We start from the raw sequence: 14185 nt of genomic DNA, 5'->3' as shown, positions 1-14185 counted from the left end.
TTATTGTTTTTTGTAGACATAATTTAATATGTGCCCCTGATGTTGTTAGCCGCAGACCGGTTCAGGTCTGATCCTATGCTACGCCTCTGGTTACAATCTTGTTAATTTCGCACTAGCCATATGGTATGGATTGTCCATACTGATATGAAACTAGGCTCTTTTGGGGTCATCAATGAAAGCTGTTCGTGTATTTGCCGGCCTGCTGGTGTCTGCGCTGGCAATGATGACAGTGCCTTCGGCACTGGCTGCGTCTTATCCTTTGCCGCCAGCGGGTAGCCGTCTGGTTGGTACTGAAGAAACCTATGTTGTTCCAGGTAACGGTGAGTCGCTCGAAGCGATTGCCGCACGTTATCAAGTAGGTCTGATTGCGATGTTGGAAGCGAATCCTGATGTGGATCCGTTCCTGCCACAAAAAGGGATGACCCTGCGTATCCCAACTCAGATGCTGCTGCCAGATACGCCACGTGAAGGTATCGTTCTTAACTTGGCAGAACTGCGTCTGTTCTACTATCCAAAAGGCTCTAATACCGTTGAGGTTTACCCAATTGGTATCGGCCGTGTGGGCCGCTCGACACCAACCATGGTGACCAGCATCATCTCCAAGCGTGCAAACCCTACGTGGACGCCAACAGCGAATACTCGTAAAGAGTACGCAGCCCAAGGTATCTCCTTGCCAGCCGTAGTACCGGCCGGTCCAGAAAACCCAATGGGTCTGTTTGCCCTGCGTTTGGCGCACGGTAAAGGCGAATACCTGATTCACGGCACTAACGCTAACTTCGGTATCGGCATGCGCGTGAGCGCCGGCTGCATCCGTCTGCGCCCAGATGACATCGAAACCCTGTTCAACACCGTACCAGTAGGTACCCGTGTGCAGGTGGTGAACGAGCCAATCAAAGTTTCTGTCGAGCCAAATGGCCAGCGTTATATCGAAGTACACCAGCCGCTGTCTAAGAATGAAAGCGATGACCCACAGACTATGGTGATCCCATTCACCAAGCCGGTTCAATCTTTCATTCTGAGCCCACTAACTAACAGCACTGATGCTGAGAAAGAAGTGGCGCGTCGCTCTGGTATCCCAGTGAATGTGACCGCAGGCGAAAGCAACTGAGAATAATTTTTTCTTTCTTGGTGGCTGTTAGCGCGAGCATACAGTTTTGGAAACCCCGCTTATTACCGCGGGGTTTTTTATACCAATGGTGCAGCGATAACGCTCAGTGAATATGCACAGAACAGCAGAGATAAACCGTTAATTTCTGTAAATCACAGTGTATCTGATATTCACATTCCCTCTGCGTGTTAATAACTGATGCGTTTAGACAAGTTTACAGACAATTAAACTGCGACAGGTTGCGGGAAAATTGAGCGCAAGCACATCTGTTGCCCTCTGTTAACTCGACTCCCCCCCCTAGCACCGCTATAATGCCCCGTCTAGTTTTCCAAACTGTACTCGGGATGTTCCGATAACAGGATATATCGGTTGTGTTCGGCGACTGATTGTGTCGTTGAGTTTTATTGAGTGTAACGCTACAACCACACCGCTCAGCAATTCCGAGCACTGAGGATTTTTTTGAGGTAAAAGATGCAAGTTTCCGTTGAGACTACTCAAGGCCTTGAGCGCCGCATGACCATCACTGTAGCAGCTGATGCTATTGAAACTGCTGTTCGTAACGAACTGCAGCGCGTTGCAAAGAACGTACGTGTAGATGGCTTCCGTAAGGGTAAAGTACCGATGAGCCTGGTAGCCAAGCGCTATGGTCAGTCCGTACGCCAAGATGTACTGGGTGAAGCAATGCAACGCAACTTCATCGAAGCTATCATCAAAGAGAAAGTAAATCCGGCTGGCGCGCCAACTTTCGTTCCAGGTGAAGCGACTGAAGGTCAGGATTTCACTTTTACTGCTACTTTTGAAGTGTACCCAGAGATCGCTCTGCAGGGTCTGGAATCTATCGTAGTTGAGAAGCCGGTAGTTGAAGTGACCGACGCTGACGTTGACAACATGATCGACGTTCTGCGTAAGCAGCAAGCGACTTGGAAAGCAGCTGATCGCGCTGCAGAAGCTGAAGACCGCGTAACCATCGATTTCACCGGCTCTGTAGACGGCGAAGTATTCGAAGGCGGTAAAGCGACTGATTTCGTACTGGCAATGGGCCAGGGCCGTATGATTCCTGGCTTCGAAGAAGGTATCGTAGGTCACAAAGCGGGCGAAGAGTTCACTATCGAAGTGACTTTCCCAGCTGAATACCACGCTGAAAACCTGAAAGGTAAAGTTGCTCAGTTCGCTATCGTTCTGAAGCAAGTTGAAGAGCGTGAACTGCCAGAACTGACTGCAGAGTTCGTTCAGCGTTTCGGTGTAGCGGACGGTTCTGTGGAAGGCCTGAAGGCTGAAATCCGTAAGAACATGACCCGTGAACTGACCAACGCAGTGAAAAACCGCGTGAAGACTCAGGTTCTGGAAGGTCTGCTGGAAGCAAACCAGTTTGACATTCCTGCTGCTCTGATCGATGGTGAGATTGATGTTCTGCGTCAGCAAGCGGCTCAGCGTTTCGGTGCTCAGGCTAACAAAGCATTCGAACTGCCACGTGAACTGTTCGAAGAACAAGCTCGTCGTCGCGTACAAATCGGCCTGCTGCTGGGTGAAGTAATCAAGTCCAGCGAACTGAAGGCTGATGATGAGCGCGTTAAAGCACTGATCGCTGACATGGCTTCCGCATACGAAGATCCATCAGAAGTCGTTGCTTACTACGAGAAGAACGAAGAACTGATGAACAACATGCGCAATGTTGCTCTGGAAGAACAAGCAATTGATGCCGTTCTGGCAAAAGCAAAAGTTTCTGAAAAAGCAGCAACTTTTGATGAGCTGATGAACCAAGCACCGGCAGCCTAAGAACTATGGGCCGACCTAAGTATTTGACTTAATTTCGGCTCTTCTGCTATCTATGGCTCGGGTGAAGCATCACTCGGGCCATTTTTCTATGGGGAGAAGGCAATGTCATACAACGCAAAACAGGATGATTTCACCACCCGTATGGCTTTAGTGCCGATGGTTGTTGAGCAGACATCACGCGGCGAACGCTCCTATGATATCTATTCCCGCCTGCTAAAAGAGCGCGTCATTTTTATGACCGGTCAGGTGGAAGATCATATGGCGAACCTGATCGTGGCTCAGCTGCTGTTCCTTGAGTCAGAGAATCCGGAAAAAGATATCTACCTGTACATCAACTCACCAGGTGGCTCGGTGACTGCCGGTATGTCTATCTATGACACCATGCAGTTCATCAAGCCAGACGTGAGCACCGTATGTATGGGACAGGCCTGTTCGATGGGCGCATTCCTGTTAGCCGGTGGTGCTAAAGGGAAACGCTTCTGTTTACCGAATGGCCGCGTTATGATCCACCAGCCTCTGGGCGGTTTCCAGGGACAAGCTTCTGACATTCAGATCCATGCGCAAGAGATTCTGAAAACCAAACAGAAACTGAATGAAATGCTGGCCGCGCATACCGGACAGCCACTGGACAAAATTGAACGCGATACTGACCGCGATAATTTCATGTCGGCTGAAGAAGCGGTGGAATATGGTCTGGTTGATGCAGTACTCAGCCATCGCGAGTAATAGCGGCAACATTCCGGGGGCTGATATACACTGAAAACAGGTTTATCAGGTTCCGGGGCTGAGCCCCGATAAGAGGTTTACGAATGACAGATAAGCGCAAAGACGGGTCAGGCAAATTGTTGTATTGCTCCTTCTGCGGCAAGAGCCAGCATGAAGTGCGCAAGCTGATTGCCGGGCCGTCCGTGTATATCTGCGATGAATGTGTCGATCTGTGTAACGACATCATCCGCGAAGAGATCAAAGAACTGTCACCACGCCGTGATCGCAGTGCACTGCCTACTCCCCACGAGATCCGTAACCATCTGAATGATTACGTGATTGGGCAGGATCATGCCAAGAAAGTTCTGGCTGTTGCGGTATATAACCACTACAAGCGCCTGCGTAATGGCGATACCAACAATGGTGTGGAACTGGGCAAGAGTAATATCCTGCTGATCGGTCCTACCGGTAGTGGTAAAACTTTGCTGGCCGAAACGCTGGCTCGTTTGCTGGATGTTCCTTTCACCATGGCCGATGCCACTACACTGACCGAAGCCGGTTATGTGGGTGAAGACGTAGAAAACATCATCCAGAAATTGCTGCAAAAATGCGATTACGATGTGGCCAAAGCCCAGCGCGGTATTGTCTACATCGATGAAATTGACAAAATTTCCCGTAAGTCTGACAACCCGTCAATCACCCGTGATGTATCCGGTGAAGGCGTACAGCAGGCCCTGCTGAAGCTGATTGAAGGTACCGTTGCGGCCGTTCCACCACAAGGTGGTCGTAAGCATCCACAGCAGGAGTTCTTGCAGGTTGATACCTCCAAGATCCTGTTCATCTGTGGCGGTGCATTTGCTGGCTTAGATAAAGTGGTTGAGCAGCGTCTGAATACCGGTACGGGTATCGGTTTCGGTGCGCAGGTGAAAGGTAAAGATGACAAGATTGGTCTGAGTGAGCTGTTTACTCAGGTCGAGCCGGAAGATTTGATCAAGTTTGGTCTGATCCCGGAATTCATCGGTCGTCTGCCGGTTGTCGCCACGTTGACTGAGCTGGATGAAGCGGCACTGATTCAGATCCTGCAAGAGCCGAAGAACGCACTGACCAAGCAGTATCAAGCGCTGTTTGATCTGGAAGGCGTACAGCTGGAATTCCAGCAAGATGCGCTGATCGCCATTGCGAAGAAAGCACTGGCGCGTAAAACCGGTGCGCGTGGTCTGCGCTCTATCGTTGAAGCCGTATTGTTGGATACCATGTATGACCTGCCGACATTGAGCGGTGTGGAGAAAGTGGTTATCAACGACGCGGTTATTAACGGTAACGCTTCACCGATCCTGATTTATTCCAAACCGGAAGCTCAGGCATCGAATGCAGATTAATCCCGCTTGACGGTGATTTAGACAGAAAATGTCTGCAGAAACAGCGTAATATAGAGGGAAGGGTAACCTTCTCTTTTTCTTTACTAAGTTATAGTGTCAGACGTTGAATCTGGTTTTTCCGTCCCCATATACTCAGATAACAACTAAATTTTGGCGGAAGCTAAGTCTTTAAGAGAGAGTTCTATGAACCTGGAGCGTTCCGAGCGAATTGATGTTCCCGTTCTTCCGTTGCGTGATGTGGTGGTATATCCGCATATGGTCATTCCCCTGTTTGTAGGGCGGGAAAAATCCATCCGTTGTTTAGAAGCAGCAATGGAAAATGACAAGCAGGTCCTGCTGGTGGCGCAAAAAGATGCGAGCACCGAGGAGCCGACTGCGGCGGATCTGCATCCGGTCGGTACGGTTGCGACCATCTTGCAGATGCTGAAACTCCCTGACGGTACCGTTAAGGTATTGGTTGAAGGTCAGCAGCGCGCCAAAATTAATTTGGTATCTGACAGTGATGAGTTTTTTGTCGCGCAGGTTGATTTCCTGACGACGCAGCCGGTCGACGAAGCTGAGCAGGAAGTGCTGGTACGTACCGCCACCGCTCAGTTTGAAAACTACATCAAATTGAACAAAAAGATCCCGCCTGAGGTGCTGACTTCTCTGGCCGGTATCGACAATGCTGCGCGTCTGGCGGACACCATTGCCGCGCACATGCCATTGAAGATGAAAGACAAGCAAGCGGTGCTGGAAATTACCAGCGTCTCTGAGCGTCTGGAATATCTGATGGCGATGATGGAATCTGAAATCGATCTGCTGCAAGTGGAAAAGCGTATTCGCAACCGCGTGAAAAAGCAGATGGAAAAGAGCCAGCGTGAGTACTATCTGAATGAGCAAATGAAAGCGATTCAGAAAGAACTCGGCGAGATGGAAGATGTTCCTGATGAATTTGAAGGCTTAAAGCAGAAGATCGATGCGGCAAAAATGCCGAAAGAGGCGAAGGAAAAAACCGAAGCCGAACTGCAAAAGCTGAAAATGATGTCACCAATGTCGGCCGAAGCCACCGTTGTGCGCGGCTACATTGATTGGATGCTGCAGGTGCCTTGGCATCAGCGTAGCAAAGTGAAAAAAGATCTGGCGAAAGCGCAACAGATTCTGGATCAAGACCACTACGGTCTGGCACGTGTTAAAGAGCGCATCTGGAATATTTGGCGGTACAAAGCCGAATCAACAAGGTGAAAGGTCCAATCCTGTGTCTGGTTGGTCCGCCAGGGGTAGGTAAAACCTCTCTGGGGCAATCCATCGCGCAAGCGACTGGCCGTAAATACGTGCGTATGGCGCTTGGCGGCGTACGTGATGAAGCTGAGATCCGCGGTCACCGTCGGACTTACATCGGCTCCATGCCGGGCAAGCTGATCCAGAAAATGGCCAAAGTGGGCGTGAAAAACCCGCTGTTCCTGCTGGATGAGATTGACAAAATGGCGTCCGACATGCGTGGCGATCCGGCCTCGGCATTGCTGGAAGTGTTGGATCCAGAGCAGAACTCAACGTTCAACGATCACTATCTGGAAGTGGATTACGACTTGTCCGATGTGATGTTTGTGGCGACCTCGAACTCCATGAACATCCCAGGTCCTTTGCTGGATCGTATGGAAGTGATCCGTCTGTCTGGTTATACCGAAGACGAGAAACTGAACATCGCTCAGCGCTATCTGCTGCCAAAACAAATTGAGCGCAATGCGCTGAAGCCAAACGAGCTGACGGTAGAAGAGAGTGCCCTGATTGGCATTATTCGCTACTACACCCGTGAGGCCGGCGTGCGTAGCTTGGAGCGTGAAATCTCCAAACTGTGCCGTAAAGCGGTGAAGAACCTGTTGCTGGATAAGAGCCTGAAGAGCATTACCATCAACGACAAGAACTTGAAAGAGTACTTGGGCGTGCAGCGCTTTGATTATGGCCGCACCGATGGTGAAAACCATATCGGTCAGGTCACCGGTTTGGCGTGGACCGAAGTGGGGGGCGATCTGCTGACCATCGAAACGGCCTCTATGCCGGGCAAAGGCAAGCTGACCTATACCGGTTCGTTGGGTGAGGTGATGCAAGAATCCATTCAGGCCGCGATGACCGTGGTGCGGTCACGTGCCGAGAAGCTGGGCATTAACCCAGACTTCTACGAAAAACGTGATATCCACGTCCACGTGCCAGAAGGGGCAACGCCAAAAGACGGTCCAAGTGCTGGTATTGCCATGTGCACCGCACTGGTATCTTGCTTGACCGGTAATCCGGTACGCGCTGATGTGGCGATGACGGGAGAGATCACCTTGCGTGGTCAGGTGCTGCCAATCGGTGGTTTGAAAGAGAAACTGCTGGCCGCTCACCGTGGTGGCGTGAAAGTGGTGCTGATCCCAGAAGAGAACCGTCGCGATCTGGAAGAGATCCCAGAGAACGTGATTGCCGATTTGCAGATCCATCCGGTCAGCAAAATTGATCAGGTTCTGACTCTGGCGCTGGAAAATAACCCGTTCGGCGCAGAGCTGCCAGCGGCGAAAGCGTGATCTGCTGCAAGAAGCGTAGATAAATGTGAGACTGGCAGGGTCAGATGACCTTGCCAGTCTTTTTTTGTCCCGTTACCGTATTACAGTCAAAGCTGCTCAGCCCTTGTGCTACGTGGCTTGCAACTTAAACAGACCGGCGTGATGTCAGCTTGCCAAGCAGTATCAAGACTGATATAAAAGCGCCATCGTAGCCCTGAAGGACATCACCGGGCACGATATGAGATTCTTAGAGGGGATGAAGAGTGAATAAGTCTCAACTGATTGACAAGATTGCGGCGAATGCTGACATTTCTAAAGCCGCAGCAGGTCGTGCGTTAGATGCTTTAATTGAGTCTGTAACCGAATCACTGCAGGCCGGTGATGATGTGGCTCTGGTAGGTTTCGGTACTTTCGCCGTGCGTGAGCGTGCAGCCCGTACTGGTCGTAACCCACAGACAGGCAAGGAAATTGCCATCGCTGCTGCTAAAGTGCCAGCGTTCCGTCCGGGTAAAGCACTGAAAGATGCCGTTAATGGCTAATTAATCTCAATGCCGGGTGTTGGCGCGTCAATTAACAACCAACATACAGTGGCACTGATTTCAAGGCGCATCCTATGATGCGCTTTTTTTCTTATTTGACAGCGTAACAAGACGGAGCATTGTCAACTCATGATGGACAAATTGCGCAGCGCTCAACATAGCATCGCGCTGAAAGTTGTGCTCGGTATCATTATTCTGTCGTTCGTTCTGACCGGTGTGCAGGGCTTCCTCAGCTCCTCCGGCAACTATGTTGCTAAAGTGGATGGCCAGGAAATTACCAACCAGCAGTTCGAGCAGGCGTATCAAAGTGAGCGTAATAACTTACAACAACGCCTCGGGGATAATTTCAATACCTTAGCTGCAGACCCTAAGTACCTGAACATGGTACGTAAAGACGTACTGAACCGTCTGATCGATGACGTGCTGCTTGATAAATATGCGAAAAAACTGAACCTGCGTGTCAGTGATGATCAAATCAAGCAAAGCATCGTCAACATGCCTGAATTCCAAAAAGACGGCCGTTTTGATAATGCCCAGTATCTGGAGCTGATCCAACGTGCTGGCTTTACGCCGGACTCTTTTAGCCAATACATGCGTCAGCAAATGGTGCGCCAGCAACTGCTGTCAGCCTTTACTGCGACTGACTTTGTGCTGCCAAAAGAGAGCGAGCAAACATTCGCCCTGCTGACACAAGAGCGTAAGGTGCGTCTGGCTACCTTGGCGGTTAAGCCACTGGAAGCCAAGCAAACTGTGACTGAGCAGGAAGAGAAAGCCTATTACGATGCGAATCCAACCAGCTTCATGTCACCGGAGCAGGTCAAAGTTCGTTATGTAGAGCTGAATGCGAAAGCGCTGCAAGACGCGGTGAAAATCGATGATGCCGCGATTGCTCAGTACTATCAGGACAACAAATCTCACTTCAGCCAGCCTGAGCGTCGTAAGCTGAGCCACATTCTGGTTAGCAACGAGAAAGCCGCGCAGGAAATCGAAACCGAGCTTAAGCAAGGTGCTGACTTTGCGACGTTGGCCAAAACCAAGTCCGAAGACAAGTTCTCTGGCCGTAACGGTGGCGATCTGGGCTGGATTGAAAAAGGCGTGATGGCGCCAGAGTTTGAGCAAACTGCTTTTGCCTTAGCGGCAAAAGGCGATATCTCTGGGATCGTGAAAACACAGTTTGGTTATCATGTCATTCGTTTGGATGATATCCAGCCAGCGCAGGTTCGCCCACTGTCTGAAGTGCGTGATGAAGTGGCTAAGCAGCTGCGTCAAACCAAAGCGACTGACGAGTTTTATGCTCTGCAGCAAAAAGCCAGCGACAAAGCATTCGAAAATCCGGACTCACTGGATGACGTCGCCAGCGCAACTGGCCTGAAGATTCAGGAAACCGGTTTGTTCAGCCAGCAGGATGTGCCTGCCGCACTGAACTTCCCTGCACTGACGAAAGCTATCTTCAGTGATGATCTGATTGCCGGTAACAGCAACTCTGACGTGATCTCTGTCGACGACAGCCACGCTTTTGTGGTGCGTGTGGTTGAGCACAAAGAGGAAGCGCGTAAGCCGTTTGAACAAGTTAGCGCTGAAATTGCTCAGCTGCTGAAGTTCCAGAAGGCGCAAGTGGCTGCTCGTAAGCAAGCTGAACAGCTGCTGACTGAACTGCGTGCGGGTAAAGGTGACGAAGCGCTGAAAGCCGCTGGTGTGACTTTCGCCGCTGAAGAGACTTTGCAGCGTAATTCACCAGACCAGCAACTGGTTAACACTGTGTTTGGCTTAGCAAAACCAGCCGAAGGCAAGCCGGCGTATGGCATCAGTGAAAACGGCGAAGGGGATGTAGTTCTGGTTGAACTGCTGGGTGTGCAGAGCACGCCAAATCCTGAGCTGGAGAAAATTTTCGCTCAGCAGCAGCTGAATGCCGATATGACTGTGACCTTCGAAGCGATGCTGGCTAGCCTGCGCGCTGATGCTGACATCAAATACGGTAACATGGCAGAAACCGAGTAATATTCCGCGTTGACTGCAACAGGATGTAACCACAAAGAGCCGCTTTTGCGGCTCTTTGCTTTTTCTGTGTGCGCGAATTGTTCGGGTGAATCTATTTGCATACCGTATGACGCACCAAGACAATTTCAAGTCACCGACATCTTCAGTACATAGAAAGGAATGGACTCACGTGTTCAATGCAAGGAAACCTGCCTTTGCCGTCGTAGCACTATTGCTGCTCACCGGTTTGCCACCATTCACGTTCAGTGCGCAAAGCGCGGAGCGCTATATTATTAACGGCGTGCCGATTGAAAATGTGGCCGCGGAGCCGGCTACGGCTGGCGTTGCATCTACGGTTGAAAATTCAGCGCATTCTGCTGCGAGCGCGAAGACAAAACCGGCGATGTCGTCAGTTAATATCAATACTGCCTCGGTGGATGAGTTAGATCAGGGGCTATCTGGTATTGGTCGGCGTAAGGCGGAGGCAATTGTTGAATATCGCACGCGCCATGGCGCGTTTTCTGATGTGCGACAGTTGTTGGAAGTGAAAGGTATCGGCGAAGGGATTTTGAAAAAGAACCGTGAGCGGATCAGCCTGTAAATCGCGCGGTGGCTGTCGCTTACTGTTTGCGTAGATGCTGCTTCGTTTTTGCTTAATTGCGCAGTGAGTTCGTTTGAGTCGGTAGTTGGCATAGCATGCCGTAAAGCACACCGCAAAGCGCCCCAGAAAAATGGGCTAGATGAGCGACGCGCGCTTGTATCAAGTGCGAGGTAAACGCATCGTGCTGGCTATCTGGCCATAATAGCAATGCCAGTAGTCCTCCGGCCAGCCAACTGGGCAGGATGGCAACACCAGGGCTGCGCCAACTGGCCACACTTAGCCACGCTACTATTCCGTACAGCACGCCAGATAATCCGCGATAACTCCCAAGGCCGCTAGCCGGTAATGTCAGCCCGATAGCCACACAGCACAGCAGATAAAGCGTAATGGCTTGCCGAGCGCGCAGTAAAGGATAGGCCGCCCAGACGAGCAGCCATAACCCCAGCAGATTCATCAGTAAGTGCGTTAGATTAGTGTGTACGAGGTGCGCAGTAAAAGGCCGCCACCAAGCTTGCAGATTTACTGCATCAGATGCTTGCCATTGCAAAACTTGCCCAATGGCAGGGGACACGGTTTGCAAAGCGATCAGTAGCACGCTACCGAGCAACAAATACCCGTATAGAGCACGATGGGATGACTTTAGCATCCTTCTGGATAAGAAGCGCATGAGCGTGCGTGCTGTTCCGGTCGTCGTGCTAACCGTGGGGGCTTGATGCGGACGGTGGTTATGTGCCAATCGATGCAATCCTTGCGACGAAGTTTATTTATTTGTCACTTTAAATTATTCACTGGCGTCTCGGTCTTTGAGATTAGCACGTATACTTGGAGAAGTCCGTGGCGGTTATGACGCTACGTTATAGCTTGCCAATAGTCGTACAAGCCTGACCATTCTATAGAATAATATGGCGAATGGTTTTGTAATAACGTGTTGTTTTTCAATTAAATTACTGAATTTACCGCTGGAAACAGAAAAGCAGGGTGCTTGTTACCAGATAGAGGTAGCGCCAATGGGGATACCTGTGGCACAGTTTCGATGTACGAGAATCTTGGTTATTTAAGCCGCTATCTAAGCGGTTACCTATGCCGTAAGCTGGCCGCACTAACCGAGATCACTCGAACCTGAATCGCCTCTGCATCGCCGTTATTCTGCGGTCACTAACAGCCAGAATGATTCAGCCACCTGTGCACCAAATTGAGTCAATTAATCTCACTGAGACTGAATGCGAGGAGTCTGCGTTATGGGAGCCGTGCAATTAGCCTTTAACCGGGTAAAAAATGCATTTGATATGAATCCGAATCCGGATTATTCGATGCGCAAGCACTGGCTGCAGCAGCTACGCAAGGCGTTGCGTCAACACGAGCAAGCCTTAATCAGTGCCATGTCGCAGGATTTCGGTGGGCGCTCGGAAATGGAGTGTCGGATGGCCGATCTGATGCCGAGCTACTCACTGCTGCGTTACAGTCAGCGTAATTTATCGCGCTGGATGCGACCTGAAAAACGCCACGTAGATTTGAGTTTTTGGCCGGCACGGGCGTGGGTGGAATATCAGCCGCTCGGTGTGGTAGGGATCATTGTGCCGTGGAACTATCCGGTCAATCTGGCTTTGCTACCGTTGATCACGGCATTGGCGGCGGGTAACCGCGTTTTGCTGAAACTTTCTGAGTTGACCCCGCAAACCAACCAAGCGCTACGACAGATGCTGAGTGATGCTTTTGCCGATGAAGAGGTGGGTGTTGTGGAAGGCGGGCCTGACATTGCCGCCGAATTTGCTGCGCTGCCGTTTAACCATCTGCTATTCACCGGCTCTACGGCGGTGGGGCGTAAAGTAATGCAAAGTGCCGCGGCCAATTTGACGCCAGTAACTTTAGAGTTGGGCGGTAAGAGTCCGGTGTTGATTGCTCCGGACATTGATATTGCGCGAATTGCCCCCTCCATTGTGTTTGGCAAGGCGCTAAATGCCGGCCAGACCTGTGTGGCGCCGGATTATGTGTTGTGCCCAGAAGAGCGGCAAGATACCTTGATTGCTGAGATGCAGGCTGCGTTTGCCCGCCAGTATCCTGATGCGCTAAAAAATGAGGCTTACACTTCGGTGATCAGTGACGCGCACTTTCAGCGTCTGATGCACTTGCTCAATGATGCCCAGTCGCTGGGCGCGCAAATCATTCCGTTGCAAACGCCAGCGATCGATCCTGTAACGCGGCGGATGGTGCCTCACCTGATCACCCATGTGACCGAAGACATGCAGGTCATGCAGGAGGAGATTTTTGGGCCGCTATTGCCCATTAAAACCTATGACGTGATAGGGATTGCCCTGCGCTATATCCATCATCGCCCACGTCCACTGGCGCTGTATCTCATGACCGATGAGCCATTTTTGACTGAGATGGTGATCAAGACGGCACATGCCGGAGGGATGTGTATCAATGAGACGGTATTCCATGCTGCCATTGATAGCTTGCCGTTTGGCGGCCTGGGTGCATCGGGAATGGGGCAATACCATGGACCTGAGGGTTTTCGCACCTTCTCGAAACCGAAATCGGTGCTGTCATACGGAAAGATGAATTTCAACTCATTGATTCATCCCCCGTATCGCTGGTGGCATCGGCTATTGCTGCGTTGGTTGTCACGCCGCTAACTGAGTGGATAAATAAGATAAAACGCGAAATTAACTGACTGGCGTTGAGTGCCGATAGGCCGCCAGTCAGTGATGTTCAGCGCGGTAATGTTGAGCTCAGTGGCGTTGCGCGTGATGCGAAGAAAAGTTTACGCGCGCAGACCGGTTTTTTGCAGCATGCTACGGGTGATCGCGTCTTTATCAGCCAAATAGGTGTGTAAACCACGTGCGCGCAGGTGACAAGCCGGACATTCACCACAGCCATCGCCCTGTACGGCGTTGTAGCAGGTCAATGTTTCATGGCGTACTGTCTCCAGCGCACCGTAATAATCGGCCAACGCCCACGTCTCGGCTTTATCCAGCCACATGAGTGGCGTATCGAAACGAATATCGCGCGCCATGCCAAGGTTTACCGCATGATGCAGCGCTTTGACAAACTCATCACGACAATCTGGATAGCCAGAAAAGTCTGTCTCACACACGCCAGTGATAATGCTTTCGGCGCCAATTTGATAGGCATAGATTGCAGCCAGTGTCAGGAACAGAATATTGCGCCCTGGCACAAAGGTGTTAGGCACGCCGTCACTGCATTCGGTGGGAACCGGAATGTTGTCGCGGGTTAGGCTACTGATCGCCAGTTCGTTCAGTAAGGTGACATCCATGACTTTGTGGGCGGCGACGCCCAGCTTTTGCGCTAACTTACGCGCGACATCGATTTCAGCGCGGTGGCGCTGGCCGTAATCGAAGGTAATGCAGTGCACATGCTCATATTGAGTCAGCGCCTGAACCAGACAGGTGGTAGAATCCTGTCCGCCACTGAAAATGACGACGGTTGTGGACATAGTATCGGTTTCTCAATTGCAACAAGTTAATGTAAGGATAGAGAATTTCCACCGGCTGTGCACCGCTTAAATCGTGTCATGGTTTTTAATACCGTATTATGCTTGTTAGTGTTAACTGATAACT

At 50.9% G+C, this 14185-nt stretch carries 9 protein-coding genes and 2 pseudogenes; 9 read left to right on the top strand and 2 right to left on the bottom strand.

Annotated features, from left to right (window positions below):
* Window positions 1-220: 220 nt before the first annotated feature.
* The 8 genes and pseudogenes from NCTC9997_RS09985 to NCTC9997_RS15335 form a co-directional block, all read left to right on the top strand.
* Window positions 221-1090, top strand: a pseudogene (locus NCTC9997_RS09985) (L,D-transpeptidase family protein); the annotation flags it as partial.
* A 489-nt stretch (window positions 1091-1579) separates the two neighbouring features.
* The gene (tig, locus tag NCTC9997_RS09980) at window positions 1580-2884 is read left to right on the top strand and encodes a trigger factor (protein ID WP_010864085.1); all 1305 of its coding nucleotides are present in this window, start codon (window positions 1580-1582) and stop codon (window positions 2882-2884) included.
* Window positions 2885-2986: 102 nt separating this feature from the next.
* The gene (gene clpP, locus NCTC9997_RS09975) at window positions 2987-3610 is read left to right on the top strand and encodes an ATP-dependent Clp endopeptidase proteolytic subunit ClpP (RefSeq protein WP_010864084.1); all 624 of its coding nucleotides are present in this window, start codon (window positions 2987-2989) and stop codon (window positions 3608-3610) included.
* 83 nt (window positions 3611-3693) lie between these two features.
* Window positions 3694-4968: an ATP-dependent protease ATP-binding subunit ClpX gene (gene clpX / locus NCTC9997_RS09970; protein ID WP_010864083.1), complete on the top strand. Its 1275-nt coding sequence runs from the start codon at window positions 3694-3696 to the stop codon at window positions 4966-4968.
* A 183-nt stretch (window positions 4969-5151) separates the two neighbouring features.
* Window positions 5152-7508, top strand: a pseudogene (lon, locus tag NCTC9997_RS09965) (endopeptidase La).
* A gap of 242 nt (window positions 7509-7750) precedes the next feature.
* Window positions 7751-8026 carry a nucleoid-associated protein HU-beta gene (hupB, locus tag NCTC9997_RS09960; RefSeq protein WP_010864081.1) on the top strand — a complete coding sequence of 92 codons (276 nt, stop codon included), beginning with the start codon at window positions 7751-7753 and terminating at the stop codon, window positions 8024-8026.
* 129 nt (window positions 8027-8155) lie between these two features.
* Complete coding sequence (ppiD, locus tag NCTC9997_RS09955) at window positions 8156-10024, top strand: peptidylprolyl isomerase (protein ID WP_010864080.1); 1869 nt, start codon at window positions 8156-8158, stop codon at window positions 10022-10024.
* A gap of 169 nt (window positions 10025-10193) precedes the next feature.
* A complete protein-coding gene (locus tag NCTC9997_RS15335) occupies window positions 10194-10604 on the top strand; it encodes a ComEA family DNA-binding protein (protein ID WP_230405837.1) in 411 nt (136 codons plus the stop codon).
* A gap of 52 nt (window positions 10605-10656) precedes the next feature.
* On the opposite strand, the gene rrtA is transcribed toward NCTC9997_RS15335, so the two are convergent.
* Window positions 10657-11250 (bottom strand): rhombosortase, encoded by a 594-nt coding sequence (gene rrtA, locus NCTC9997_RS09945; protein WP_167550138.1) that lies wholly within the window; start codon window positions 11248-11250, stop codon window positions 10657-10659.
* 592 nt (window positions 11251-11842) lie between these two features.
* Between rrtA and NCTC9997_RS09940 the strand changes: the two genes are divergently transcribed.
* The gene (locus tag NCTC9997_RS09940; RefSeq protein WP_082935541.1) at window positions 11843-13240 is read left to right on the top strand and encodes a coniferyl aldehyde dehydrogenase; all 1398 of its coding nucleotides are present in this window, start codon (window positions 11843-11845) and stop codon (window positions 13238-13240) included.
* A 128-nt stretch (window positions 13241-13368) separates the two neighbouring features.
* Here NCTC9997_RS09940 and queC read toward each other — a convergent pair whose 3' ends face one another.
* The gene (gene queC, locus NCTC9997_RS09935; RefSeq protein ID WP_064977991.1) at window positions 13369-14061 is read right to left on the bottom strand and encodes a 7-cyano-7-deazaguanine synthase QueC; all 693 of its coding nucleotides are present in this window, start codon (window positions 14059-14061) and stop codon (window positions 13369-13371) included.
* Between the last annotated feature and the right edge of the window lie 124 nt (window positions 14062-14185).

The organism is Plesiomonas shigelloides (genome assembly GCF_900087055.1).
GTDB lineage: Bacteria > Pseudomonadota > Gammaproteobacteria > Enterobacterales > CAMTGL01 > Plesiomonas > Plesiomonas shigelloides.
Note: the sequence above shows the minus strand (reverse complement) of the source record. Positions and strands in the feature narration are given on the sequence as shown.

Excerpts from the sequence above, each read along its gene's own strand:
- tig (WP_010864085.1), top strand. The coding sequence starts at position 1,580 with ATGCAAGTTTCCGTTGAGACTACTCAAGGCCTTGAGCGCCGCATGACC.
- clpP (WP_010864084.1), top strand. The coding sequence starts at position 2,987 with ATGTCATACAACGCAAAACAGGATGATTTCACCACCCGTATGGCTTTA.
- clpX (WP_010864083.1), top strand. The coding sequence starts at position 3,694 with ATGACAGATAAGCGCAAAGACGGGTCAGGCAAATTGTTGTATTGCTCC.
- ppiD (WP_010864080.1), top strand. The coding sequence starts at position 8,156 with ATGATGGACAAATTGCGCAGCGCTCAACATAGCATCGCGCTGAAAGTT.
- rrtA (WP_167550138.1), bottom strand. The coding sequence starts at position 11,250 with ATGCTAAAGTCATCCCATCGTGCTCTATACGGGTATTTGTTGCTCGGT.
- NCTC9997_RS09940 (WP_082935541.1), top strand. The coding sequence starts at position 11,843 with ATGGGAGCCGTGCAATTAGCCTTTAACCGGGTAAAAAATGCATTTGAT.
- queC (WP_064977991.1), bottom strand. The coding sequence starts at position 14,061 with ATGTCCACAACCGTCGTCATTTTCAGTGGCGGACAGGATTCTACCACC.